This window comes from Photobacterium proteolyticum (assembly GCF_001939735.1).
GTDB lineage: Bacteria > Pseudomonadota > Gammaproteobacteria > Enterobacterales > Vibrionaceae > Photobacterium > Photobacterium proteolyticum.
Window position 1 is genome coordinate 57,887 of record NZ_MJIL01000044.1, and the last position, 24,318, is coordinate 82,204.

Here is a 24,318-nt window from a genome sequence, read left to right on the forward strand (position 1 = left end):
AAGCGTCCACACCGGACGCCTCATCATCGGAAAACAATAAAAAAGGCACGTAAAGTGCCTTTTTTACTATCTCTATGCTAATACCGCATACATAGCATCTCTAACTCTTGGTATACTGCGGAAAACCCTTCATTTGGAAAGTACTCTCCGTTTATCAGCAAGCTTTTACTTTCCGCCCAGTTCCCGGCGAATGAACCATTACCATAGGGGATGTTATAGACAAGGAAATGGCGCTCCTTCCTGTCAAAAATCAGGTTAGCAGCCATTCTGCCTGAGCGCAGATTCGAATTGCGGTAATACTGGAATTTAGCATCACAGCCTCTGACGATATAGGATCCCTTCTCACTTCGAACTGCGATATAGGGACGATTATTCTCTTCAAAATAACGCAGCTGCCACACACCAACCGCTCTTTCCAGCTGGATACGTGGGACAAGTACAGGCTTTGCTGGAGCCGCGCTAATCAACGTCACCGCAGGCTGAGCTTGTAGCTGAAGATCATCAGCTGGATTATTGTTAACAATCGTCACCTTTACTTCAGGTTTCGGCTGAGGCTCTTCAAACAGTGTCATCATCGCCAGCAAAGGCTCTTTGCCCAAAGTAAACAGCAGGCCAGCAATAACCACAGGCATCATCAGCATTAGCCCAAAACGACGGAGATTAACGCGGCCAAGTGCTTTTATTTGGTTAATCACCTTAGGAGATATTTCGCTCAGGGGAGATGGAGATGGCGCTGTCTTCGTTCTCGGCGACACGGTTGTTACCGTCCGGTTTGTATCACTAAGTTTCCGGCGAGCTTCTTCAAGCTGACTGTTCAGACGCTTGTTTTCCCGACGCAACCATTTGAGCTCATCCTCCGAGGCGCTCATATAGCGCTCGCTTTCCTCGGCCAATAATTTGCTTTTCTGCTGCTCTAGCTTAAACTGACGGTCAAGATCTTCATTGATTCGCCTAAGCGCCTGACAGTCTCGTTCAAGTTGCTGTAATTTTTGCTTGTCTGCTTCCGACGTCGCATTCCTGGAATGAATCGTTCTGACCGCTTCTTCGTGCCCCTTGCCCTGACCTATTTTTTCGTATGCTTGAACAAGCAATTGCATGATTGCTTTTGAGCCGCCTTTATCGGGATGGAGGCGGCTGGAAAGTAACTTGTAACGTCGCTTTACGTCAGCGCTTGGAGTATTGCTGTCTGTGCCTAATATATCGTGAAAAGATGTCATTGTATCTGCAGATGCCGTTAACTACTGATTGTCTACGCAATACCGCGCATGTCCTGGAAAATATGCAGCTTGCCTAAGTCCATATGCAATCAATATAGTCTAATTATGTTTGCGCGAGCTGATAATATACAGACATGAAAACCGTATGTAGTCTGTTATCGGCAGATTTCTGCTAACTTGATACCTCTAGCACACAAATTTGAAGAAAAACACAACGATGCTTCGTCCTTGAACCTCTTTAAGTGTTCAAGTTGTGCTTTCTCATTCTGAACTCTCCCGGTGAGCACCCCATATGCTTCTTAAAAACACGGGAAAAATAGGAAACATCCTTAAAGCCTGCTGAGTTTGCAACCTGAGAGATTTTTTCCCGGTCCGAGCTCAGCAACCCACAGGCCAGATCTAACCGCTTTTTGATGATGTATTGCTTTAGGGTGACACCCATTATGCTATGGAACAGGCGTGAGAAGTACGTAGGCGAATACTGGCAGGCATTCGCCAGATCTTCTTCTCGCAGCGGTGCGCTAATATTCTCATCAATGATCTTGAGCGCGGGCCGTATCGACAACTCCCGGTGCTCGAACCCCGTATCGGCATCCGCTTCTACCTGATGGGTATGCAAACGACTGAAGCACTCATCGAGCTCTTGTCTTGTCGCACTGGCTTCAATCACATCTTCGCCCCCGGCCCGAAGTACATTCAGTGCCAGATTGGCATCCAGGCTGTGATAAACAATAACAACCTTTGCCAGCGGAAAACGGTTCTTGATAGATCGCAATAACTCAAAACCTTCCGATGTGGAATCTACAACCTCAAGGAAAATCAATTCCTGTCCGGTCATTGTCGAAAGTAACTCAAAGGGCGAAACATCAACGACGTTATGTGATAGCTTAAGATTTTCTCTGGCGTCTGCCATTTTGTCGTAATGACTGCAACTAACCCAAATCACAAATTCACCTTACTACTAGTGTCATAAGTACATACAAAAACTCTGTATGCTGCGGTGAAACACTCCTTGTCGATGAATACCTGAACCTTTATAAGAATTGTTATGACCGCAACGTCAAAAAATTGACTTGCTATGAATAATTAACGTTCAGAAACCTAAATAATTCCAGCAGGGCGCTTTTGTTTCAAATTTAAGCAACAACGATCAGATTCTATGCTAGCTCCTGTACATCAATAAGTTAGCCGAAAAAATAAGCAGGAAACGCTTTTCTAATATTACCTTTAGCAATTACAACCAGTTTTTAATTTCAATTTATTCTATATTTTCTCCGTCACAAGCTGCCTACAAAATAGTATAGGTGAGCATAAAAAAATAACACTGCAACATTTTTCCCTTCAAGCTGGGTGCAAATTAAGCGTTAAGTAGCGTATTCATATATAGCTCCATACAGCAGAAAAATGACTTAGCTACATTGCTATGAAAAATTTATCGTTTGATGCGATTTTTTTGCAGACAATCACATTTTTATCATTTAGTATGTCGCCCGAAAATGAGTTCCGATGAAGACAGCAGGAGAGTGGCAAGATACGTTATTGTATCCGCCCGCCGAAGAAGTAAGCAGTTTAACCAACCAGAATTATTCTGTTATTAAGTTGTAAATCTTTCAGGCACCGCAATGTTAATTCCTTGAGTTGATATTAGGTATGGACTGTTGTTGGAGGAGCCTCTGGAGAGATCCGTTAAATCGGACGCCGAAGGAGCAAGCTTCCACCCTCTGCCTTGCAGGAGTGGTTAGTGAAACTCTCAGGCAAAAGGACAGAGGAGATAAGATCAACAGCTCAGAAAAAAACTGAAAACAGCTTTTCTGTAACACCACCTTTCTGTTGTTTTTTATCTCTTCCTTTGATGTTTAAGGGGAGAAGAATAATGAATCCGCTACACAATTTACTACAAACTATTGATAACTTCGTCTGGGGTCCGCCTCTACTTATTCTATTGGTTGGTACCGGTTTATACCTGACTATCCGCCTTGGTTTTATCCAGGTTCGCCACCTGCCACTCGCGCTTAGCTATGTTTTCTCAAACAAGAAAAATCGCAATGGCAGCGGGGATGTTTCCAGCTTTGCCGCCTTGTGTACTGCGCTGTCTGCCACTATCGGTACAGGTAACATTGTCGGTGTTGCGACAGCGATCAAGCTGGGTGGTCCGGGTGCACTTTTCTGGATGTGGCTTGCGGCACTGTTTGGTATGGCGACCAAGTACGCCGAGTGTCTACTGGCGGTCAAATACCGTGATACGGACTCTAACGGCCAGATGATTGGTGGTCCAATGTACTACCTGGAAAAAGGCGTCGGAAGTAAATGGCTGGCCAAACTCTTTGCAATCTTTGCACTTGGTGTTGCCTGTTTCGGTATCGGTACCTTTCCGCAGGCCAATGCAATCGTAGATGCTGCCTACCTGTCGTTTGAAATGCCACGAGAGATCACTGTCATTATCCTTACGGTTCTTGTCGCGACAGTTACCCTTGGCGGGATTAAATCGATTGCAAGTGTAGCCAGTAAAGTCGTACCTGTTATGGCCGCATTCTACATTGTGGCTTGTATCACTGTACTGACCTCTCAGGCTGATGCACTGCCGGCCGCAGTCGAGCTGGTAATTACCTCGGCCTTTACCGGTCATGCTGCCGCGGGTGGCTTTATCGGTGCCGGTATTATGCTTGCCATCCAGTCAGGTATCGCCCGCGGTGTTTTCTCGAACGAATCAGGTTTGGGTAGCGCACCAATGGCGGCGGCAGCAGCCAAGACTGACTCTTGTGTGAAGCAAGGCCTGACATCAATGACAGGTACATTCTTCGACACTATTATCATTTGTACCATGACAGGTTTGACCCTGGTTGTAACCGGTGCATGGCAAAGCGATTACGCCGGTGCCGAGATGACGACTTTCGCATTTGCAAGCGGCCTGGACTCTGCATACTGGGGACCGTTGATGGTATCTGTCGGCCTGATGTTCTTCGCCTTTACCACTATTCTTGGCTGGAACTACTATGGTGAGCGCTGTGTTACTTACCTATTTGGTGTAAAAGCGATTCTGCCTTATAAGCTATTTTTCCTTGTCCTTGTTGCAGGCGGTGCCTTCATCAAGCTGGATATGATCTGGCTGATCGCAGACATTGTTAATGGCCTGATGGCTGTTCCGAACCTGATTGGTTTGATCCTGCTAAGAGAAGTCATTGTTAGCGAGACCAAACAGTTCTTCGAACAACTTAAGCTCTCTCAGGCACAAAATATCCAGACAGCCTAATATTGCTTGAGCTAAACCTAAAAAGGCGGTATCGATAGATATCGCCTTTCTTTTTGCTAGTCATTTACCTAGTCGAGATATCGCGTTAGCTGCTGATACAAGTCAAAGCTACTGTCTTCGAGCCAACAATCGGTGATCATCCCCTCCTCTCGTTTGAAAAACACCATGCCTGTCATCTCTACATGCTGCTTTCTGGCCGGAATCCTCGCCCAGCCACCGTTATAGGTCGCACTGCAATGGTACAGAGCTACAGTCTTCGTTCCGTCGTTTATCACATCTTTAACTGTAAAATTTACGTTCTTAAACCGCTGGCACCAGATGGATATAAAGTTCAGGTAATCGACATGGCTAAGAGTTAGTACCCTTCCGCCGGGCAAATGAAAGTTAAAAGGATCAGTAGCATATTCTGCGAGTAAACCGCCATCTGCCCTGCTCCAAACATCCGCAAACCAGCGAACTACCCATTCGTTATCATTCATCATGCACGATATCACTCCAACTGCTTTTTCTTGCGCTTCCATAGGCAAGACTAGACAAAAAAATGACACTTTGCTCATGTCTTAACTCTTTTGCCTTTCACATTATTGGAAAAAATACCATGACAATGTTTCAACATTAACGCAGCCTAGGCTGGTTCTCACTAATCCATTACCGACCACTAGTACGCCAAAGGATCCCCCCAGCCCAAATAGCCAGGGATCAGACATGAAGGGAATTGTGTGTTGGTGTTCAGAATTATTGTAAAGCCAACTGTGAAAACGCGGCCTGATAGTGAACAAGATTAGGAATGTGATGATGATGCTGGCCTTTATCGCCTATCTCGACAAAATCATACCCCAGCTCTTGCGAGGCATGCTTGTTCCATGATCCATGTCCGAACAAGACCCGACGTTGGAACGTCGCACCTGAATCTTGCTTGGCCCTGAATGCTGCCAGCGCCATGATCTCAGTCCGGCTCATAGCATCAGAAGAAGAAGCAAACGTCATATTAGCAATATCAATACCCGCAGCTCGCAGCTTCAGCTTGGCTGCGGATTCCCAACCGCCTGTGGCAATCGCTACATGAGTATCTTCTCTTTCTCGCATCTGATCGATAAAATCTTTGGCTCCCTGAATCTGGCTAACTTCTGTAGGGTTCTTGACCAGATACTCCTGGATCAATTGTAGGTATCTCGCTTCGACCTGACGGTGAATCAGTGAGCGGCTGGCAGTGATCTTATGCTTGGAAATAATTTCATCCAATACACCAGAATCAGTCACATTCCGGTAGTGGCTCCAATCTGCCTCAATGTGGATTCCCAACACATCCTGCACGGCCTGGGTATAACACTTCATATCAACACTTTCTGAATCAACCAGGGTGCCATCAATATCAATAAGGAATAAGTTCATTTTCTCTACCTTTGTTCTTTTCGTCTTTGGTAAGGCGGTCATAGCATGCGCTTGTAAAGGAAATGTTGCAATAGTGAGATTGCTACATTTTGTGTTTTTTTGCTCAGACTCAAACCTTTGCTAGTCAAATACTTATTCTTCACCAGGCGACACAACTTTTATTAATAATTTGTTAATAAATGTAATCCATTTCAACTGGGTCTCTTACCCTCCGTATTCGCTCTTATTGCTAACTAATTAAGCACTTTCGCAAAAAGGAAAATGACGCCCGGCTATTTGCCTTCCAAACTTATCTAGCCAGCTTTGCCTAGTATCTAAATACAGGTGCCCGTCGCCTCATAATAAAAACGAGAAGCAATGTCGAAAGCACAAGAAGGAAGTCACAATGAATGATCAATCGAATCGAAGAAGGTTCTTAAAATTCACCCTCGCGGGTGTCATCGGAGTTACACTGGGAGGGAAAAACCTAATCAAGCCAGCTCAGGCTTCTGAGCTCCCCCACCTGGATGAGGACGATGCACAGGCATCAGCACTTAAGTACACCCATAAGTCACCGTACGAAGATAGAAACTGTTCGAACTGCGTATTGCTACAAGGTGAGGCGGGTGATGAATGGCGTCCGTGTCAACTATTCCCTGGTAAGCTAGTCTCATCCAAAGGCTGGTGTTCAGCCTGGGCAGGCTGATCAGCACCTTTGATGAGTCGTGTTTAGAGCCTTCGAGCGTAATAAGCCCGACATTAGCGGGCTTATTCCTAGGCAAAACAGCGTTCTGCCCACCTGGCCAGACCGGCAGTCACTGAGCCAAAGTAGCTTCCGCTGACCACAGGGACATCAGGCAATTGTTGCTCGATACAGGCTCTGAGGATAGGCGAACGGGCCGTCCCTCCCGTCATATAGATGACATCGGGCTTTTTACCACTTTGCTGTATTGCTTCAGTTACCAGTTGGCTCATTTTGACTCTCGGCGACTCAATGGCTGTGGCCATATCTTGCTGCGTGACAGAAACATCAAGCAATTCCGATAACCCATCAAGCTCAACATGGCAGGATGCTGCATCCGATAGAGCAATCTTGCACTCTTCCGCCTTTCTAACCAATTGATAGCCCAGTGTTTCGTGATATACACGTAACAAGTGAAGCAGCTTCTCCGGCTCAGCAGCATCACGTCGCAGCTGATCCAATACCGTTAGGTTAGACGCACTGTAGAACTCAGTCTGGGCAACAATGTTATTGATTGCTATCGGGTTCCAAAACTGGCTGATCGGCATATCAATCCCGTTGCGGGTTTTGCTGCCAAGGCCGAGCATCGGCATCAACTGGCGAAATGCAAGGTGGATATCCAGATCATTACCGCCGACCCGAAGGCCGCTGTGCGCCAGCAGGCTTTCCTGACGGTCGGCCTTTCCTTGCCAATCCGGTCCCATCTCGATGATCGAGCAGTCTGTTGTGCCGCCGCCGATATCGACCACCAGCACGGTTTTGTTTTCCGTCAGTGTACTTTCATACTCCAGCCCTGCTGCTACCGGTTCATACTGGAACTCAATGTGCTTAAACCCGGCACGTTTGGCAGCCTGGCTCAGGATCATTTCAGCCTGCTGATTGGCTCGTTCGCCTCCGGTGCCCTGAAAGTTCACCGGTCGCCCAATCACAGTGCTCTCGATGGAGCTATCGAGCGACAGCTCCGACTGCATCTTGATGTTGCTCATCATGGCGCAAACCAGGTCTTCGAAGAAACTGATTTGCACATCGCGCAGGCCATTTGCACCAAGAAACGATTTGGGTGATTTTACGTAATAGACCTCTTCGGGATCATCGAGGTATAAATCAAGCGCCGCTTGTCCAAAGAGTAGATCACCCTTCTCGACAATAATGTCTTCATCACGGTTAAGAGCGATAGCCCGGCGAAGCACCTGCTCGCCCACCGTATCTCCCGGCTTCACCCCCATATGGCGGTAGAGGTATTCGCTAACCGCTTCACGAGTTGGTGCACACAGTGTGGAAGGTATGTACTTGTTGCCCTTTTCAAGCGAAAGCAGTTGCGGTTTTCCCTGCGCCATCATAGCGACAGAGCAATTTGCTGTTCCGTAATCAAAACCTATGTACATGCTGTACCTCCACACAGAAAAAAGCCGCTCATCATACAGAAATTTAAAAATTCTACAATCACTTAAGTACACACATAACAGCAGCCCGGTATCTAACCCTAATAGGTAAAACTATGTAAGTTTTGATGTGTTACCACGTATTTTCCCCCGGATTCAGCCATAATTAATGATTATTTTTAACTGGTTAGTCCCTAAACAATGCTTAAATCAATAATTCCTCTATTTATCGCCCTACTAGCCCTAGCTGGCTGTAATGATGCTGCGACTCCGAAAGAAGGTGTCAAATACAAAGTCGTTACAGAAACTGTCGAGAATGCCGCTCATGTTATCGAAGTCTTCTCGCTGGCTTGCGGGCACTGTCGCAGCATGGAGACAATGCTGCCTGAGATCAAAAAGCTAGCAGGCGTCGATATCGACAAAGTTCACGTCACTTTCAATAAAAGTGCTCAGATCGCAGCTTATATCTACTACACTGTCGCGATTCAGAGCGATGGAGTGCCTGATGCTGCGCTAATGGAATCACTGTTCGCCTACGTACAAGACACTGGTGACACTGTCACTGAAGATGAGCGAAAAACACTGCTGACCAAAATTTTCGCCACACACAACCTGACTAGCCCGTTTGAACTAACCGAAGAACAGCACAAACAAGTGTATAAGAAGCTAACTGAAGCTGAGCAAGTCGTCACAAACGCCGAAATCGCCTCTGTCCCGGCCTTCCTTGTCCAGGGCAAGTATCTGGTTGAAAGCAGCGCACATGAAAGCCTGGAAGACATGGCCAATACAATTAGCTATCTTACAAAGCTAGACAACAAATAAGCACCCCGGGGTAACACCTGGCAACCAAGAAGCAGCCTCATTCGGGGCTGTTTTTTGTATCTCAGACTAAAAATTAAAATCTCATAGCCGACAGATATTCAAACGTAAAGGTAACGAATTGATTAGGCGGAGAATGAATCGATGGGAAAATGCGAAACTAAGATACCAGGGAGCAAATATTGATTGATGAGTTTAACGAGAGAAGATGGAGGCGCGTCCCGGAGTCGAACCGAGGTCCACGGATTTGCAATCCGCTGCATAGCCACTCTGCCAACGCGCCATGTTGTTTCGAGGAAACAAGACAGAAAGTGAGGGCTGGCCACTCTCTGAAGACGAGGCGCATTATCCATATCCTGACGTTGAGCACAACCCTTTTTTCACGCGCTTAACCACCTTTAGATCTGAACGTTCAAGCTTTGCACTAACTGTTTTCTTATCCCCCTGCCCGTAAGTGTAAAAAGAGATTTCAATACCATTGCAAAACAATTTTCACACAAGTTGATCTTTACACTTAACACTAGGATCACATGGGTAGATAATGTGACTGTCAAGACTTGAAGATCATCATATATAGTGTTTTGATCTGCCACCTTGCCACAACATATGACGTTCAGGCTCAACGAACGTCATGTGGATATAAAGCAGTTTTTTATGAATCTGGGTTATATCAATCGTGCTGGACTAAATGACAAACATTAAGGTGCATTCATAATGGCGAAAACCCCAACAGCTTCTGAAGTATCTCAAGCAATCGATATTGAATACCAATCTACCTCAATGGAGATCTGGGATAGCAAATATCGTCTTAAATCAAAGCATGGAGAAGCTATTGATGTCACGCTTGACGACACCTTCAAACGTGTTGCTCGCGCGTTAGCTGATTTAGAAGAAGATAAAGTCAAAGAACACTGGTACAACGAATTCCTGTGGGCACTTCGTAACGGCGCTATCCCGGCTGGCCGTATTACCTCCAATGCCGGCGCATTTGAACACAAGCCTGCCACGTCGACAATCAACTGTACTGTCTCCGGTACTATCCAGGACTCAATGGATGACATTCTTGGCAAGGTGCACGAGGCTGGTCTTACACTGAAAGCAGGCTGTGGTATCGGCTACGACTTCTCTACCCTGCGTCCGCGCGGTGCGTTTGTCTCTGGTGCTGGTGCCTATACCTCCGGCCCGCTGTCGTTCATGGATATCTATGACAAGATGTGTTTCACCGTTTCGTCTGCCGGTGGTCGCCGCGGTGCGCAGATGGGCACCATGGACATCCGCCACCCGGATATCATCGACTTTATCCGCGCCAAGCGAGAAGATGGTCGCCTGCGCCAGTTCAACTTGTCTCTGCTGATCACCGAAGAATTTATCGAAGCCGTTAAGAATGATCGCGAGTGGCGGCTGATGTTCCCTGTTACGGCCAAAGAAGCCAAGCAAGACGGACTGGATCTGCAAAATGATGAGTCTATCGTCTGGACTGACTGGCCGACAAAAGAAGATCTTGTCGAAGATAGCGAAGGTCGAGTTGCATGTAAGGTATTCCGCACCATGCCTGCCCGCAACCTGTGGAATGTTATCATGACGTCTACCTATGACTATGCCGAACCGGGTTTCATCCTGATCGACAAGGTCAACCAAATGAACAACAACTGGTTCTGCGAAGAAATCCGCGCAACCAACCCATGTGGTGAGCAGCCGCTACCACCTTACGGTGCGTGTCTGCTGGGCTCGGTGAACCTAACTAAATTTGTTCGTGAACCATTTACCAATAATGCCCACTTCGACTGGGATGCCTACCGTCGTGTTGTGGCTATTTTCACCCGTATGCTAGACAACGTGGTCGAAATCAACAAGCTGCCTCTTGAAAAGCAACGCCATGAGATCGAGCACAAACGCCGCCACGGTATGGGCTTTTTGGGCCTAGGCTCGACAACCACTATGCTGAAGCACAAATACGGCAGCGCAGCCTCTGTTGCCTTCACAGAGCAAATTGCCCAGGAAATGGCCATCACAGGCTGGAAAGAAGCCCTTAGCCTTGCCAAAGAGAAAGGCGTTGCACCAGTGATGAATGAAGAATTTGAGATCACCGGCAAGATGATGCGTCTGCGCCCGGAAATGGCAAAGGACGGTATCAAGGTTGGCGACAAGGTTAAAGGCAAGGTGCTACATGCAAAATACAGCCGCTACATGCAGCAAGTTGCTGAAGTCGAGCCAGCCCTTGTCGCGGAGCTAGCCAAGCACGGTGCGCGTTTTACCCACCACAGCTCCATCGCCCCGACAGGCACAATCTCGCTGTCGCTGGCAAACAACGCCAGTAACGGTATCGAGCCAAGCTTTGCCCACCACTACACACGAAACGTGATTGTGACGGGCAAGAAAACGAAAGAAAGTGTTGATGTGTACAGCTTTGAGCTGCTTGCCTACCGCGAGCTGATCAATGACAAAGCCATGCCATACAGCACCGACGAAGAAGCAAAACTACCGGAGTACTTCATCACCGCCGATGATATAACCCCAAGCCAACATGTCGAGGTTCAGGCCGCGGCACAACGCTGGATTGACTCGTCTATCTCTAAAACCGCCAACGTGCCGACAGACTTCCCGTTCGAGGATTTCAAAGACATCTACATGGATGCCTATGACAAAGGTCTGAAAGGCTGTACGACGTTCCGCTTCAATCCAGAAGTGTTCCAGGGCGTACTGGTTAAAGAGCAGGATCTGGAGAACACCACCTATGTGTTCAACCTTGAAGACGGCTCAACCTTCGAAGCAAAGGGCAACGAAGAAATTGAATATGACGGCGAAACCCACACTGCAGCAAACCTTTATGATGCGCTGAAAGAAGGTTACTACGGTAAATTTTAAGGTTAGAGAATCATGGTCAAAAAGATTGACAGCAAAATTGTTGGTTTCAAAGTAAAAAGCCAGGAGCAAGATGCTCAGCCAGAGGCACCAGCAAAACCAGAAGTTGAAGTTGTGCACATGCATGAAGATATGCCGCGGCCAGAAAAGCTGTTGGGCACAACCTACAAGCTAAAGACTCCGGAGCATATCTCTGAGCACTCCCTGTTCATTACCATCAATGATGTTGTCCTGAATGAAGGCACAGAATACGAAGTGCGCCGTCCGTTCGAAGTGTTTATCAACTCGAAGAGCCTTGAACACTATCAGTGGATTGTTGCGCTGACGCGTATAATGTCGGCGGTATTCCGTAAAGGCGGCGACTGTACCTTCCTGGTTGAAGAGCTACGCTCGGTATTCGACCCGCGCGGCGGATACTGGAACAAAGGCAAGTATGTCCCGTCTCTGATTGCAGAGATTGGCAATGTCATTGAGCAGCACCTGACAGAAATTGGCATGTTAGGCAAACCTGAGGTCGACGAACACCAGCAGGCTTTTCTTGATGCAAAAAAAGCCGAGCTAGCGGCAGCACAAGAAGAAAAAGAAGAAGACAAAGGTAACTTCCCGCCAAGCGCGACCCTTTGCTACAAATGCCACACCAAGGCAGTCATCGTCAAAGACGGCTGCCAGACCTGCCTGAACTGCGGCGACTCTAAATGTGGTTAGGTTATACAGCTAATTAGACGCTAATAATTCGCGCTTTTTGCTGTAAAACAAGAAGGCTCACACAACATGCCATGCGTGATTAGTGTGAGCCTTCAGACTGCAGGCATTTAACTGCGCCCCATCTATACAGATTTAGGTATAGACACAGTAAAACGCGCACCACCATACTGACTGTCAGAGACGTCAATCATCCAGCCCAGCAAACCAGCAGCGCTTCCGGCTATCGCCAGCCCAAGCCCAAAACCACCTGTACTTGCAGTTCGGCTTTTATCCAAACGAGAGAATGCATAAAAGATCTCATCATATTTGTCTTTAGGGATCCCTGGCCCATCATCTTCAACATCAACCTGCCAGTACCCACCCTCATCAGACAAGTTCACCCATACCTGTTCAATTGCATACTTGTCGGCATTTTTAACCAAATTATCAATAACTAATCTTGCTAACGTTCGATCAAACAATGCATGCTTTGAGTCTGTCAAAGCTGAATTGAGTTTTCCTTTTCCCGGCGCCATTGCTACCAGGCGTTTATGGCAAAATCCCTCAATATCGACAGATTCTCTGTTCAATAGTTCCTGAGGGTTATTTTCCGGAGCTAACCGGTAAAGAGTGATAATGTCAGATGCTAAGCCATTAACATCATCAATGTAACCATCAATATCATCGAACAATGGTTGCTCTTCTTTCCTTGCGTGAAGCCTAGCCAGATCTGACGCCAACTGAATACGGTTTAAAGGAGTACGAATTTCATGAGGGATTGCATGGGCAAAAATCTGGCTTTGTCGTACGCGAGTTTCGATATCACTCGCCATATCATTGAAGCTCTTTGCCAGAGAGGCTACAGGCTCGGGTATATTCGTTTGTGCCCTAACCTGCAACTTGCCCTGACCAAACGCCACCTGAGTATGCTGTAGAGTCTGTATCTGACTTTGTAATTTCCGTAATAAAACATAAACAGGCAAAGATAGAGACAAACAGACGAAGAGTACCAAGCCCATTAAAAACAGGTTTTCTGTATGTTTGTACCATTCAACTTCAGGACTGAAAAAGTCCTGGTTCTCGCTGAACACAAGCAACTGACCACTACCAGAGAGCGGAAAAACAGTAACGTAGACTTGTCCGTCTTTCAAATAAATCGGTGAAGAATCTATTTCGTATAAAAATTCACATCCAGCACAGTAAAAATCTTCTACGGTGCTTTTCTCTAACGAAAGATCGAAAATATAAAATGTCTGTTTATTGCTTGTTGTTAATTCTTTATACAAAGAATCAGGATTATCATACTGTTCTAGATACTGTTTAAAAAAGAAACGTCCGTCATTAAGGAATATACTGGCTTCAGTTCTACGCATATAACCATCACCAATAGTGATAAAGCTATATAGCGCTAAAATGAGCGCAACAACAATTCCAGTATATAACCGAAGAAACATTGACGAGCCAAAATTAAGCATCAGAAAGCATATAACCTTTATTTCGAATTGTTCTGACCACCGCCTTATTAACATTGTGAGTAGACAGTTTTCTTCTTAAGCCCGAAATCCGCATATCTATGGAACGGTCATTCACATTATAGTCAATGCCGCGAATATGCTTACAACACTCTTCACGGGAGACAACTTCACCACTATGTTCAAACAGCAACTGCAGCACTTCATATTCAGACACGGTCAAATCTAACTGTTTATTGTTGAAAAAAGCTCTCTGGCTAGAGTTGTGTAACGATATACCAAATTTTTCAACAACACCTTCTGCTAGCTTAAATTTCTTGGGACGTGATCGTCTCAGCAGAGCTTCAATCCTCGCCAATAAAATATGCCCGCGAACAGGCTTGGTGACATAATCGTCCGCACCGAGCTTAAATAATGTGACTTCACTCATTTCATCGGCAGAGGCTGTCAGTACTAAAATCATTCCGGTATAAAACTCCCGTGCTCTTCGGCAAATTTCAGCACCATCCAGACCTGGCAGCATTAAATCCAACAGAACAACATCTGGTGCAAACTCTTTTATACCATCAAGTGCTACATCTCCACTGTCAATGACCTTTGTTTCATAACCTTCAGTTTCAAGATACATCTTTGTCAGACGAGCTATCTCACTATCATCTTCGATAAGGAGTATTTTATTTTCCGACTCAATCATATTTATTTTCTTTGACAAACGACTATCTATAAATCAAGTCAATATTAACCCATCACCTCTGCAATTGGTAATTTTGATATTATTTAAGCAAGCTTATGATTTTCTACTAATAACCTGAAATATGTAACAAAACCATTACAAGGCGGCCTGTTTTAACGGCAAATTAACCACCAACTCTTACAAAAGCTTACATACAGGATCTATCGTCAGACAAATCGCCACTCCGCAGTCAATTACACCAGAACGTACCAACAAGACAGCTCATGATCAACCTAGAATCACAAATTAAAGAATAAACAACCAGATCAGTATGCTTTTATTACTTTTAAACTCGCTTACATTTCTTTATTCACGTCAATAGTACATTTATTGCATTAATGACCTTATTAATTCAACTGATTACAATTCCACAAAACATGGCTACCCGCCAGAATGAAAAAGCTCATCTAATCCAACAATAAAAAGAGAAAATGATGTATAAGAATGCCCGAAAACTCTCATATCTGGCCGTATCCTTAGCTGTAATCTTTACAGCAGGCTGTAACAGTGACTCTGGTGGTAACTCAGGGGCAACACCGACCCCTACACCAACCAGCAGTACAAAGGTGGATGTCTTCAGCAATATTTCTAACTGCAGTTCGGCTTCTGACGTCCCAAACTGTGGCTTCAAAAACGGAATTTATGTACTGAATATCGGCCCGAATGTCAGTTCAGCTCAACAAGAACGCGTCATCACTCAGGTTAACAACCTGCTGAAATGGGCCCATGATGATGTTCGTAAACAGTTTGCTCAAAAACGGGTTGTGATCGGCGTAATTGAAAAAGAACCAGAGACTAACGAAGCACATAACCAGTTTGTACTTAAGCTTGCAGAAAACATGTACAGCAATGCTCAAGTGCTAGACGCAATTGAGCTCATTTACACTAATATTGGCGGTAAAGACGAAACAACCTCAACTACCGCTTATCAAAAGCTACTTCAGGTTTTTGATTACTATGTTGATGGCGATAACCAAGCTCAAGTTGGCGCAGAACTAACCCAAAGTTATAGCGGTTTCAAAGTACTGATTAACAACAAAATGGGGACAGGCTCTCAGGCAGATGGCTACCTCAAATATGATGAGTGTAACTACGGTAACGGCCAGCTTGATAGCAACCGTATTGATGGGACACCAAATCCATGTACTGAAGGTGGCAGTACAACCAATGATGATGGTGAAGACATTTCCAAAGGAAAGAAAGATCCCATCCACACCAAACCCATCAATCTTAACCCGGGTGCGCTACTGGGGTCACTCTATGAGTACAAAGTTGCACCAGCGAATAAGAAATATCCCGGTGAACTAAAGGATGTAAACGGCGATCAATTTACAGGCATCGGAAAGGTTGCCAGCGGTGATACAGCATCCGCAAACTACCCATTCAACTGGAGCAACCGAGGCTTTGCTCCGCTGAATGATTACCTGAACAAATGGTTCTTTACCAACAACACGCAAGTTCAAAATCATTAATTCGATCCGGACACCACAATGAAAAAGACAACAACAGCCCTGCTTTTGACCACTATGTCACTTACTGGCGGTAGCGGCTATTGCCAGTGCACTAAGCTGGCGTCCGGAAGAGTAATCAGCCCACGAGACTATAAATAACTTCGTGTAATTACTTATTATTAAAGCCAGTAATACCCTTGGCTCACACGCTAGATTAAAACCGTGTGAGCCTTTTCTTTTTAGCCTCTACGAGTCATCGCAATCATCCAGCTCCACTTCGGTCAACCCATCTGGCGTCTGGTTATAACCAAAGATGCCACTTTCAGTAATAAACACGGCTTTCATACGCTCTACGTTCAACTCAACCAACAATAAAATAAGCTTCTGACGGCTGAAAATCTTATCTGGTGAGAAGCGCCAGCCGATACTATGAAAGCCTTCTCCTTCATTCATCGCTCTTAGCACACCACTCTCTGGCATCGATTCTTCTGAAGCGAGAGGCTTATTATGACCATTTAGTACTGTCACTAATTTCTAGCTCACCTAAATGTATTAAACCCCAAAAGGGCTGACACTTGGCCAGCCCATCTCTACATTTTTATCTATTACTCATAGTCAGATGAGTATGTCTCTTCATACGTATGAGAGTACAACTCGAAAAGATTGCCAAACGGGTCTTCCAAGTACACCATTTTCGCAGGTTTGCTATCATCCTCCGGGTGGTAGCGCATAATATCCATGCGTACTTTTCCGCCAAACTTTTCAGTACGCTCGATAGCACCCTGGAAGTCATCAGTCTGAAGGCAAAAATGGAAGATGCCGATACGAGAGAAATCAACGTTATGGCGCTCCTGGCGCTCCTTCATTTCAAACAACTCAACGCCAATACCGTCAGTCGTGACAAGGTGCGCAATGTTAAACCCTTTAAAACCTTCGCCAAAAACGGCCACACACATTCTGCCGATTGCTGTTTCACGCTCTTCTTCAACTTTGGTATTGCCCATAACGACTTCAAGGCTAAGTGCATTGGTATAAAACTCAACAGCTTTATCCATATCGCCGACCATAATACCCACATGATTCATTTTCATAACGTACCCCAAACTCGGTTGATTAAATCGTCACTTGTTTTGATGGGGTCATTATATAGTGCCATTGATATAACCTAAAATTATCAATAATTATTAAAATAATAACTTAATTTTATTATCAACAATGGAGACTGGAAGCACCTCGGCAACTTCATTGTCCAGCTGTGCCAGCACGCTGTTGTAACCATAGCGAGGCTGCCATCCGAGCACCTGTTGTGCCTGCGATGAGTCGTATACCCGATCGAGCGTTTTGGGCAATGTCCATCCCCGACGCTGAAACGCCGCGGCGAGTTCAGGCTCGTACTGGCTGATCACGGCATCAGCCTGCTGATATAACGATGAACAGTCCTGGCGGCGGAACGGTGTTTTTGCCGACAGGATATAGCGGTTAAAACCCTCAGGACGTGTATTAATGGCACATCCATGGGCCGAGGCGACATCTCTGGCATCGATACCACGGGTCAGGCGATAGACGGCCATCATATCGGCGGGTTCGGGAAAGCACCGCGACATCTGTAACACGGTAACAGGCAGTGAGGTCTCCCTTGAGATACGCTGTAGCAGGTTCTCAGCCTGGATTTTGGTACGATGGTAGACGGTTCTTGGCTGCGGTGTCACTGTTTCGGTGATCCAACCGGTTCGGCCATTTGGCGTCGACGCATAACCGTATAGTGCGGTCGTACTAGTATAAATAAAGTGGCTGATGCCAAGCTCGATCCCCATTGTGACTAATTGCTCTGTCACCTCTATGTTGATCTCGGCAAACTCTTGATCAGAGCGTAAGCCGACATGGGGCGCATGCAAAGATGCCGCATGCACAATGACATTAACCCCTTGCAGTGCCGAGCGAACAAAGTCGCGATCCCGAAAATCGCCAACAAAGTCGGCCGTTGAGCAGGGGACCATATCCAGTCCCACTACCTGGTGATGACGCATTAGGTGGATATAGATATGACGTCCAATCCGACCGGCAGAGCCGGTAACTAAAATTTTCATAATTGACTAGGGCGTGTTGATAGACAGGAATGGCGGCAATTATCGAATGACGAGATAGGCACCGGCAAATAAAAGTGCGATACCAAGCATCCGATACATCTCTAGCCCTCGAGCAATCGTGCCGAAAGCACCCAGATAATCAATAACGACACCCGCAAGAAGCTGGCCGACAATGATTAAGGTGATGGCAGAAACGGCACCAAGTTTCGGGATGGTGTGGCTAATAGACAGATACAATACCAGGCCAAAGGCTCCGCAGCCCAACATATACCATGGCAGTTCACGCCATTGGGCGATATCTTCTCCCCGTCGGGAGAGCAGGAGGATCAGCGAGGCGATTAATCCGCCCAGATGGACGATAAAGCTGCTTGCCGCGCCACCGACACGTTGTGACATGGCGCCTGCGATCGGGGCCTGGGTGCCAACGGCGATCCCGCCGAGCAAACCGATACCAATCGTTAATGCCAGTTCAAACATAATTCCTCCTTCTGGGTAGCTCTGTGCTCAGCGTGTACTGAGGTAATTTTATTCGTGATACGTGGACGATGTTTGTCGTCATTAGAAGTGTAGAAAAATAGATGTATGAACAAAAATGGTTTAAATTCACCATATGTATTCCCAGCAAGAATAGATAAGGAATTAATGAGATGTCTTTTGAGAAATTAGCGAGACTCGATCTAAATCTGCTGGTTTGCCTGCATGTTCTGCTGGAGCATAACAATGTCAGCAAGGCGTCCGAGCATCTGAATCTGAGCCAGTCGGCGATCAGCAAAAGCTTGGCCAGGCTCAGAGAGCTATTTGACGATCCGTTACTGCAACGTGCCGGTTACGGTATGGAGCCAACACCCCGGGCCAAAGAGCTGAAACCTATGCTGGCAAAACTATTGTTTGACATCGAAAAGATGACAGCACCCACGACGTTTGAGCCATCGCAAAGTACACGAAGCTTTCAGATGGCGGTAGTCGAAAGTATCTATACCCTGCTGTTTCCCCATTTTATTGGTGAAGTATTCTCAACCGCTCCCCATCTCACTATTGATACCTGTAACTGGGGCTCTGATACGTTCGGGCAACTTCAAAGAGGCGAGCTGGATTTTGCCATTACAGGCAAGGATCTAAACCCGGAAGATGCAGAGCGTACACTCACCCCGCCCAAAGGAATACTCTCTGCCGAGCTGTATCAGGACAAACTGTGCTGCATCGTCAACTCGCGTCACCCGGTGCTGTCAGAAAAATGGGATTTAGAGGCCTACATTGCCCAGCGGCATATAGTGACTAAATACTATAAAAATGAACGCTGGTTGTTAGATGTCAAACTAGCAGAAAGCCAGCTGGAGCGGGATGTTGCCCTGTTCGTGCCCGATTTTAATAGCGCGGCGGAATTGTGCAGCCACACCGATTTGATCCTGACCGCGCCCAGTCTATATGCCAGCCATATTGCCACCCAGTTGGATTTGACGGTGATCCCTCTGCCCTATCCGCTTCCCCCACTCTCCTATACGCTTTTCTGGCATGAAAACAGGGAGAATGATCTAGCCCACCTCTGGTTAAAGAAACTCTTGATATCCCGTTGCCAGAAACTGGCGGCAGAGCCAAAAGTATCACCTTGACCAAAGCCATCTTTAATCACATCGATAACCGGATTAGAGCGCAATTGAGACAACCTATAATCGGTTAAAAGGGTTCCTATGCCTCAATACAGCTGTCTCGGTGTTGCTTTGTATACTGCCGAATGTCCATTTTTTCCTTGTCAGGCTTTTTCTACAATAAGGTAAGCATGAAGCTCTGGGTGTTGATCAAACTCTAAGTGCCTGATAACACAGCCAAGCTCAATAAATAGCTGCAAGAAACTATTCGTACCCAGCGATGAGTAGTACACCTCGGGCCCCATAAAGCTATCGGTGTGATAGCCTTCGTTAGCAGTACCACCAAAAGAAAAGATAAACACCCCACCCACATTCAGGCTTGCGACGATTTTGGTAAGCACATTGCGTTGCTCAGCCAAAGGTATGTGCCAGATACTGTCCCATGCCGTGATAAAATCGTACTTTTCATCCAGTGAATACTCGCAAATATCTGCCTGAACAAAATTAATGTTCGGGTGCCGCTTACGAGCAATGTCCAACATGTCTGCTGATACATCTATACCAGAGGGGCTAAAGCCCTCGTCTAACAGCAACTCGATAAACCGCCCCGTGCAACCACAACCGATATCTAACGCATTCCCACGCCCCTTGGCAAAAGTAATCGCTCTCTTGTGCTGTTCAATACCATTGTTGATATCAAAGTCATTACTTTCCCAAAGATGAGTAATTTGGTTATATGCTTTTCCTATCTCTGTTGGTTTCACTCGAAAATCTCCTTGAGGCCTAATACCAAACATCATTTGCGCGACAGTGAGCGAACCAGGTACACCGCACTTTATTACATAGCCGATAAGTACAACCGGACGCTAGGGTTGTTGTACGAAGCTGAAACCTGACGGATAAGAATGAAGCCCATCAAAATCGGCCTTACTTAGCACTACGCCTTTAGATTTTGCTATCGCATATACCATACTGATATGAAAGTAAAAATTAGGAAGTATATACTGATGGATGAACGCTGGTTGAGACAAGTTTATTTCAGCAAACCCCGCTTTGTCAGTAACGGTTATCTGGCTATTCAGATTGTTGACTTCTCTTGACTCATCAAGGTAGTTGAGTGTTTTCGATATTTGTTCCAGAACAGCTGTCTTATCAACGCCTTCACTATCAAATGAAACAACGTCAAGTCCCAATAAAGGACAATAACCCCGTAATGCAAAGTTTGTCGCTATCTTTGCATTCATCGCTAACGAAAACATGTCATCGGTTAAAGACGCCGAAAAATCGTCCTGTGGGATTTTTGTGACAATTATCTCGAGCTGCTTTAAATAATGCTGAAATAACGATTTGATACTTATATCCACTTTTACTCCTGAGCCCTAACACAAGCAATATGGTGTGCCCCTCTAAACCACCAAAACACTCCGAACTATACATCCAGCGCCTATGAGTGTGGCGGGTTGCCTTGATTGCTTAGTTAGCTATTTTTTCCATAACAAAGTTACAGAGCTTTTGACCTCTTACTTCAACGAGTTGTTCTTGAACAACAGAAAAGCCAAAACGCTCGTAAAATGGTCTCGCAGTTATACTGACTTCTGAATAGAATCGCGTGATGCCTACTTGCTTGCCAGAGGCAAACACATGCTCCATTAATGCTCTTCCAACACCTTGCCCTTGGCATTTATGATGGCAGAAGAAATGGTCAATGAGTCCGTTGCTTTGTAGATCCGTATAACCGACTACATTTCCATTGATTTCTGCAACAAAAGGGTCAAGACTTTTCATCCGTTTTTTCCAAACATCAAAGTCAAATGATTCTGGTGCCCACGCTTCTACCTGCTCCTGGGAATAATCACGGGAATTGATATGTAGTACAGTGTGGAAAAATATATCCCATAATGCTCTCGCGTCACTTTCTTTATAGTTTCGAATTATTACCATTGATGATTCCTCAACTCGGTAAACACCTGCGATAATGTGCGCTACGCAAAGCCGACGAGTGTCATGGGACACCTGAAGTGCTTAGCGCCTATTCTACATGCTTATGAACAAAGTCGTTTAATTCTGAAACTGTCTGAACTATGTATACCGTTTTGCTGTTCGACTTTTCTCTTAGCCTACGCATGAAGTCGTCGTTCCAGAATTTAGGGCATAGCCTTAATACTTTGTAGCTTTCCAAAGTACCTTTCAACACTGAGCTACCATCAGGCCAACCTTCAGGTTTTACGACGAGCCCTTTTAGAAGTCGCTTGGTGACAAACCAGTAGCTAGTCAGGTATGGCAGATCAATGTAAACCAAGGTGTCAGCCGCTTCCAAACGCTTATTAAATGAATCCATGGGGCCGAACCCATCAATTATCCAGCTGTCAGAAGACAAGATGTTTTGGTGTGCTTCATCGAATGCCTTGCGTTCTACTTGTTCACCATTCTTCTTATACACTATTGAATCTAGTTGGTATAACTGTATCCCAGTCACTGACGCAAGCGCTTTGCTCATAGTGGATTTTCCGCTGCCGGGCTTACCGAAAACTGCAATTTTCTTCATGATATCTCCTTCCAATGAGAGTAATCCCATGAGGCAGATACAGAAAACCCACCTCTTCTGGGTGGGCTCGACAAATAAAACGCATCAACAATCCCACCATTCCTATGGAATGATGATAATTCGTACTTGGTAGTGCGTGATATTCGTTTTCATGCAATCATCGTCATATATGGAAATCTGATTGTCAATCAGTAATTTTTTTGAAAACTAGGGAGGCTTTCACCTCCCTATATCTAAGTCCGCTTCATTCGCGTGTTGACTGAACTTCGCAGACCCAATCGCATTTAATTCCTGCCTTCTCATGATGCTTATGGATCGCTTCTGCATTCGGGGCATCTAAAACACAATATATCTTGTTGTCTTTCTCGCTAAACAAGATGTCATGATGAGTTACCCCGAATTCATCTGGGGCCGCATTTTGTAACTTCTTCAGCTCATCTGCGGTGAATGGTTCCATTGGATGAGTATCTATGAACTTAGGCATTATTTTCACCTCCTCCCGCCTGAATAATACAGATCTTACGAGCGCCTAGCGGCGGAAGATGAAAGGCGTTCTACTCTTGTTTCCTATAACGTCTGTACTCCCGTTAGAACAACTATAGAAAGGATATGAGATATAAGCGAACATGTTATTTTTCAAGACATTATCTAATGCGCAACCTATTTCAAAAAACATCGTTTACAAAGCTATCGTAAAACGAGATGCCGAACATCCGTGGATATTTGAAGTCGTTGTGATGAGATTTCTAAACTCTATTCTGGCAATATCTCACCCAAACATGCAAACTATTCTCATTATCACCATGAGGTAAATATGAAAACTATCGCAATTTGGGGAGTGGCTAGCGGCCTGGGCGCAACAATGGCCGAGTATTTCCACAACCACGGCTTTAAGGTTATTGGCATCGCCAGAAATCCCGACAAAAACGCGCGCCTGGCTGAGCTGGGCATTCAGACAATATCCTGTGATGCAACCGTTCAGCACGAGGTACAGGCAGCTGTCGAGAGCTTACCGACGGGCAGTTGGGTTGTCTCAACTATGGGCAGTTTCCGGGCCGATGTACCGGTCGATTATATCGGCCACCGATACCTGATTGACGCACTCGAAAGCCGTGGCATTTCGCGCTTTCTGCTTGTGACATCATTAGGCTGCGGCGAATCATGGCAATACCTGTCGGATGGTGCCAAAGCGGCGTTCGGGGCTGCCGTAAGAGAAAAATCTCTGGCCGAAGCCTGGTTAAAGAGCAGCAAGCTTGATTTTACTATCCTGCGACCTGGCGGTTTGAAAGATGGCGCGGCGACGGGGCAAGCGCAGCTATCTCAGGGCACCGAGGTTCACGGGTTAATCAACCGCATTGATGTTGCTGACTTAACCCGTCAGCTGCTAGAACGTATTAACAGCATTGGACAAACCTACCAGTGTGTTGACCCTAGCTTAACGTATTAAAGTAACGGCTAGATTGAGGGGCTTCTAAGCGAAGTCCCTCCGAACCAGTAAAGCACATCTCAATTTGGTTATGTTTCTGACCATTTTGCTATCGCTTTTGCTTCTGAATTAGTCAAGGTATAGAACTTACGTTTGGCAGTAACATTAACCTGTTTGCTGAGTTTCCTGACATTGCTGATTTCCCAGGCAAGATACCCTGAAATAAACTCTGATTCATCACAACCGCCTTGCCTGCTGTCTTCTATTATCCATGGTTTGCAACCAACAATATCTATGATTGCAACCACATACCCATTGGGATCTTCCTGACCATCTTGATGCAAAGGAGCCTTGTTTTGGACTAACGCAACGTCCATCATCGGGATAACGTCTGGTTTCCACGAACGTATTTCCAGTGTTTTTTCACCACTTGCAATCATATCTCCCCAGGGGGACACCACAGATATCGCTTTCAATATTCCTCCTTGAAACATGACGTCAGCTCGGTGTGTTCAACATGCCATTCAATTTCTGAATAGCTTCATTAAGCACAACATCTTGTTCTGATTTTAAGTGCTCTGGCATTTGTTCAATGAGTATATTAGGGCTGATTGCATATTCCGGAGTATTGCGACCCCTGATTCCGGGATTATCCGATCGCTCATTCCGGTTTAAACCGATCACCGATTCC

25 protein-coding genes, 1 tRNA gene, 1 pseudogene and 1 riboswitch are annotated in these 24,318 nt (G+C 45.8%); of the genes and pseudogenes, 8 read left to right on the top strand and 19 right to left on the bottom strand.

Annotated elements, in window-relative coordinates; all coding sequences use genetic code 11:
• Nucleotides 1–77: 77 nt before the first annotated feature.
• Entirely contained in the window at nt 78–1,217 is a 1,140-nt protein-coding gene (locus BIT28_RS02645; protein ID WP_075762089.1) for a J domain-containing protein, read from the bottom strand.
• 238 nt (nt 1,218–1,455) lie between these two features.
• Nucleotides 1,456–2,163 (bottom strand): helix-turn-helix transcriptional regulator, encoded by a 708-nt coding sequence (locus tag BIT28_RS02650; RefSeq protein WP_075762090.1) that lies wholly within the window; start codon nt 2,161–2,163, stop codon nt 1,456–1,458.
• 717 nt (nt 2,164–2,880) lie between these two features.
• A riboswitch (glycine riboswitch) is annotated at nt 2,881–2,993 on the top strand.
• A gap of 97 nt (nt 2,994–3,090) precedes the next feature.
• Between BIT28_RS02650 and BIT28_RS02655 the strand changes: the two genes are divergently transcribed.
• Nucleotides 3,091–4,467, top strand: a complete 1,377-nt coding sequence (locus BIT28_RS02655) for an alanine/glycine:cation symporter family protein (protein WP_075762091.1) — start codon at nt 3,091–3,093, stop codon at nt 4,465–4,467.
• Nucleotides 4,468–4,535: 68 nt separating this feature from the next.
• Here BIT28_RS02655 and BIT28_RS02660 read toward each other — a convergent pair whose 3' ends face one another.
• Both BIT28_RS02660 and BIT28_RS02665 read right to left on the bottom strand, forming a co-directional pair.
• Nucleotides 4,536–5,024: an ester cyclase gene (locus BIT28_RS02660; RefSeq protein WP_245823636.1), complete on the bottom strand. Its 489-nt coding sequence runs from the start codon at nt 5,022–5,024 to the stop codon at nt 4,536–4,538.
• Nucleotides 5,025–5,202: 178 nt separating this feature from the next.
• Nucleotides 5,203–5,859 (bottom strand): HAD family hydrolase, encoded by a 657-nt coding sequence (locus tag BIT28_RS02665; protein WP_075762092.1) that lies wholly within the window; start codon nt 5,857–5,859, stop codon nt 5,203–5,205.
• A gap of 385 nt (nt 5,860–6,244) precedes the next feature.
• Between BIT28_RS02665 and BIT28_RS02670 the strand changes: the two genes are divergently transcribed.
• Nucleotides 6,245–6,544 carry a high-potential iron-sulfur protein gene (locus tag BIT28_RS02670; RefSeq protein ID WP_075762093.1) on the top strand — a complete coding sequence of 100 codons (300 nt, stop codon included), beginning with the start codon at nt 6,245–6,247 and terminating at the stop codon, nt 6,542–6,544.
• 68 nt (nt 6,545–6,612) lie between these two features.
• Here BIT28_RS02670 and yegD read toward each other — a convergent pair whose 3' ends face one another.
• On the bottom strand, nt 6,613–7,965 hold the full coding sequence (gene yegD / locus BIT28_RS02675) for a molecular chaperone (protein ID WP_075762094.1): 1,353 nt from the start codon (nt 7,963–7,965) through the stop codon (nt 6,613–6,615).
• Between the two features lie 198 nt (nt 7,966–8,163).
• Between yegD and BIT28_RS02680 the strand changes: the two genes are divergently transcribed.
• On the top strand, nt 8,164–8,784 hold the full coding sequence (locus BIT28_RS02680) for a thioredoxin domain-containing protein (RefSeq protein ID WP_075762095.1): 621 nt from the start codon (nt 8,164–8,166) through the stop codon (nt 8,782–8,784).
• A 206-nt stretch (nt 8,785–8,990) separates the two neighbouring features.
• On the opposite strand, the gene BIT28_RS02685 is transcribed toward BIT28_RS02680, so the two are convergent.
• Nucleotides 8,991–9,064, bottom strand: a tRNA-Cys gene (locus BIT28_RS02685).
• A gap of 431 nt (nt 9,065–9,495) precedes the next feature.
• Here BIT28_RS02685 and BIT28_RS02690 point away from each other — a divergent pair.
• Complete coding sequence (locus BIT28_RS02690; RefSeq protein WP_075762096.1) at nt 9,496–11,646, top strand: adenosylcobalamin-dependent ribonucleoside-diphosphate reductase; 2,151 nt, start codon at nt 9,496–9,498, stop codon at nt 11,644–11,646.
• Between the two features lie 12 nt (nt 11,647–11,658).
• Complete coding sequence (locus BIT28_RS02695; protein WP_075762097.1) at nt 11,659–12,348, top strand: TSCPD domain-containing protein; 690 nt, start codon at nt 11,659–11,661, stop codon at nt 12,346–12,348.
• Nucleotides 12,349–12,470: 122 nt separating this feature from the next.
• On the opposite strand, the gene BIT28_RS02700 is transcribed toward BIT28_RS02695, so the two are convergent.
• The gene (locus tag BIT28_RS02700) at nt 12,471–13,802 is read right to left on the bottom strand and encodes an ATP-binding protein (protein ID WP_075762098.1); all 1,332 of its coding nucleotides are present in this window, start codon (nt 13,800–13,802) and stop codon (nt 12,471–12,473) included.
• Nucleotides 13,795–14,493 (bottom strand): response regulator transcription factor, encoded by a 699-nt coding sequence (locus BIT28_RS02705; protein WP_075762099.1) that lies wholly within the window; start codon nt 14,491–14,493, stop codon nt 13,795–13,797. The genes BIT28_RS02700 and BIT28_RS02705 overlap by 8 nt, the downstream gene beginning before the upstream one ends.
• Nucleotides 14,494–14,963: 470 nt before the next feature.
• On the opposite strand from BIT28_RS02705, the gene BIT28_RS02710 reads away from it, so the two are divergent.
• A complete protein-coding gene (locus BIT28_RS02710) occupies nt 14,964–16,004 on the top strand; it encodes a histidine ammonia-lyase (RefSeq protein WP_075762100.1) in 1,041 nt (346 codons plus the stop codon).
• 228 nt (nt 16,005–16,232) lie between these two features.
• On the opposite strand, the pseudogene BIT28_RS02715 reads toward BIT28_RS02710, so the two are convergent.
• From BIT28_RS02715 to BIT28_RS02730, 4 genes and pseudogenes are all read right to left on the bottom strand, one after another.
• Nucleotides 16,233–16,499, bottom strand: a pseudogene (locus BIT28_RS02715) (GTP-binding protein); the annotation flags it as partial.
• A gap of 89 nt (nt 16,500–16,588) precedes the next feature.
• Nucleotides 16,589–17,074, bottom strand: coding sequence for a VOC family protein (locus BIT28_RS02720; protein ID WP_075762101.1), 486 nt, complete (start codon nt 17,072–17,074; stop codon nt 16,589–16,591).
• Nucleotides 17,075–17,167: 93 nt separating this feature from the next.
• Entirely contained in the window at nt 17,168–18,070 is a 903-nt protein-coding gene (locus tag BIT28_RS02725; protein ID WP_075762102.1) for an NAD-dependent epimerase/dehydratase family protein, read from the bottom strand.
• A 39-nt stretch (nt 18,071–18,109) separates the two neighbouring features.
• Complete coding sequence (locus tag BIT28_RS02730; RefSeq protein ID WP_075762103.1) at nt 18,110–18,547, bottom strand: DMT family transporter; 438 nt, start codon at nt 18,545–18,547, stop codon at nt 18,110–18,112.
• A gap of 170 nt (nt 18,548–18,717) precedes the next feature.
• On the opposite strand from BIT28_RS02730, the gene BIT28_RS02735 reads away from it, so the two are divergent.
• Nucleotides 18,718–19,680: a LysR substrate-binding domain-containing protein gene (locus tag BIT28_RS02735; protein WP_075762104.1), complete on the top strand. Its 963-nt coding sequence runs from the start codon at nt 18,718–18,720 to the stop codon at nt 19,678–19,680.
• Nucleotides 19,681–19,820: 140 nt separating this feature from the next.
• Here BIT28_RS02735 and BIT28_RS02740 read toward each other — a convergent pair whose 3' ends face one another.
• The 5 genes from BIT28_RS02740 to BIT28_RS02760 all read right to left on the bottom strand — a co-directional run bounded on the left by BIT28_RS02740 (nt 19,821) and on the right by BIT28_RS02760 (nt 22,685).
• Nucleotides 19,821–20,420, bottom strand: a complete 600-nt coding sequence (locus tag BIT28_RS02740; RefSeq protein WP_075762105.1) for a class I SAM-dependent methyltransferase — start codon at nt 20,418–20,420, stop codon at nt 19,821–19,823.
• A gap of 102 nt (nt 20,421–20,522) precedes the next feature.
• Nucleotides 20,523–21,020, bottom strand: coding sequence for a DUF1993 family protein (locus BIT28_RS02745; RefSeq protein WP_075762106.1), 498 nt, complete (start codon nt 21,018–21,020; stop codon nt 20,523–20,525).
• 109 nt (nt 21,021–21,129) lie between these two features.
• Nucleotides 21,130–21,597, bottom strand: a complete 468-nt coding sequence (locus tag BIT28_RS02750; protein ID WP_075762107.1) for a GNAT family N-acetyltransferase — start codon at nt 21,595–21,597, stop codon at nt 21,130–21,132.
• Between the two features lie 88 nt (nt 21,598–21,685).
• On the bottom strand, nt 21,686–22,201 hold the full coding sequence (locus BIT28_RS02755; protein ID WP_075762108.1) for a P-loop NTPase family protein: 516 nt from the start codon (nt 22,199–22,201) through the stop codon (nt 21,686–21,688).
• Between the two features lie 244 nt (nt 22,202–22,445).
• Nucleotides 22,446–22,685 carry a nickel-binding protein gene (locus tag BIT28_RS02760; RefSeq protein WP_075762109.1) on the bottom strand — a complete coding sequence of 80 codons (240 nt, stop codon included), beginning with the start codon at nt 22,683–22,685 and terminating at the stop codon, nt 22,446–22,448.
• A gap of 330 nt (nt 22,686–23,015) precedes the next feature.
• Here BIT28_RS02760 and BIT28_RS02770 point away from each other — a divergent pair, with 330 nt between their 5' ends.
• A complete protein-coding gene (locus tag BIT28_RS02770; protein ID WP_075762111.1) occupies nt 23,016–23,648 on the top strand; it encodes an SDR family NAD(P)-dependent oxidoreductase in 633 nt (210 codons plus the stop codon).
• 68 nt (nt 23,649–23,716) lie between these two features.
• Here the strand turns inward: BIT28_RS02770 and BIT28_RS02775 are convergent, their stop codons facing one another.
• Together BIT28_RS02775 and BIT28_RS29770 are read right to left on the bottom strand one after the other, a co-directional pair.
• On the bottom strand, nt 23,717–24,103 hold the full coding sequence (locus BIT28_RS02775) for an ASCH domain-containing protein (RefSeq protein WP_175577483.1): 387 nt from the start codon (nt 24,101–24,103) through the stop codon (nt 23,717–23,719).
• Between the two features lie 22 nt (nt 24,104–24,125).
• On the bottom strand, nt 24,126–24,318 hold a 193-nt coding region (locus BIT28_RS29770), incomplete at its 5' end, for a hypothetical protein (protein ID WP_217696610.1).

What these genes read in the sequence shown, in the direction of transcription:
- BIT28_RS02645 (WP_075762089.1), bottom strand. Translation starts at nt 1,217, where the DNA reads ATGACATCTTTTCACGATATATTAGGCACAGACAGCAATACTCCAAGC.
- BIT28_RS02655 (WP_075762091.1), top strand. Translation starts at nt 3,091, where the DNA reads ATGAATCCGCTACACAATTTACTACAAACTATTGATAACTTCGTCTGG.
- BIT28_RS02660 (WP_245823636.1), bottom strand. Translation starts at nt 5,024, where the DNA reads ATGAGCAAAGTGTCATTTTTTTGTCTAGTCTTGCCTATGGAAGCGCAA.
- BIT28_RS02665 (WP_075762092.1), bottom strand. Translation starts at nt 5,859, where the DNA reads ATGAACTTATTCCTTATTGATATTGATGGCACCCTGGTTGATTCAGAA.
- BIT28_RS02670 (WP_075762093.1), top strand. Translation starts at nt 6,245, where the DNA reads ATGAATGATCAATCGAATCGAAGAAGGTTCTTAAAATTCACCCTCGCG.
- yegD (WP_075762094.1), bottom strand. Translation starts at nt 7,965, where the DNA reads ATGTACATAGGTTTTGATTACGGAACAGCAAATTGCTCTGTCGCTATG.
- BIT28_RS02680 (WP_075762095.1), top strand. Translation starts at nt 8,164, where the DNA reads ATGCTTAAATCAATAATTCCTCTATTTATCGCCCTACTAGCCCTAGCT.
- BIT28_RS02690 (WP_075762096.1), top strand. Translation starts at nt 9,496, where the DNA reads ATGGCGAAAACCCCAACAGCTTCTGAAGTATCTCAAGCAATCGATATT.
- BIT28_RS02695 (WP_075762097.1), top strand. Translation starts at nt 11,659, where the DNA reads ATGGTCAAAAAGATTGACAGCAAAATTGTTGGTTTCAAAGTAAAAAGC.
- BIT28_RS02700 (WP_075762098.1), bottom strand. Translation starts at nt 13,802, where the DNA reads ATGCTTAATTTTGGCTCGTCAATGTTTCTTCGGTTATATACTGGAATT.
- BIT28_RS02705 (WP_075762099.1), bottom strand. Translation starts at nt 14,493, where the DNA reads ATGATTGAGTCGGAAAATAAAATACTCCTTATCGAAGATGATAGTGAG.
- BIT28_RS02710 (WP_075762100.1), top strand. Translation starts at nt 14,964, where the DNA reads ATGATGTATAAGAATGCCCGAAAACTCTCATATCTGGCCGTATCCTTA.
- BIT28_RS02720 (WP_075762101.1), bottom strand. Translation starts at nt 17,074, where the DNA reads ATGAAAATGAATCATGTGGGTATTATGGTCGGCGATATGGATAAAGCT.
- BIT28_RS02725 (WP_075762102.1), bottom strand. Translation starts at nt 18,070, where the DNA reads ATGAAAATTTTAGTTACCGGCTCTGCCGGTCGGATTGGACGTCATATC.
- BIT28_RS02730 (WP_075762103.1), bottom strand. Translation starts at nt 18,547, where the DNA reads ATGTTTGAACTGGCATTAACGATTGGTATCGGTTTGCTCGGCGGGATC.
- BIT28_RS02735 (WP_075762104.1), top strand. Translation starts at nt 18,718, where the DNA reads ATGTCTTTTGAGAAATTAGCGAGACTCGATCTAAATCTGCTGGTTTGC.
- BIT28_RS02750 (WP_075762107.1), bottom strand. Translation starts at nt 21,597, where the DNA reads ATGGTAATAATTCGAAACTATAAAGAAAGTGACGCGAGAGCATTATGG.
- BIT28_RS02755 (WP_075762108.1), bottom strand. Translation starts at nt 22,201, where the DNA reads ATGAAGAAAATTGCAGTTTTCGGTAAGCCCGGCAGCGGAAAATCCACT.
- BIT28_RS02760 (WP_075762109.1), bottom strand. Translation starts at nt 22,685, where the DNA reads ATGCCTAAGTTCATAGATACTCATCCAATGGAACCATTCACCGCAGAT.
- BIT28_RS02770 (WP_075762111.1), top strand. Translation starts at nt 23,016, where the DNA reads ATGAAAACTATCGCAATTTGGGGAGTGGCTAGCGGCCTGGGCGCAACA.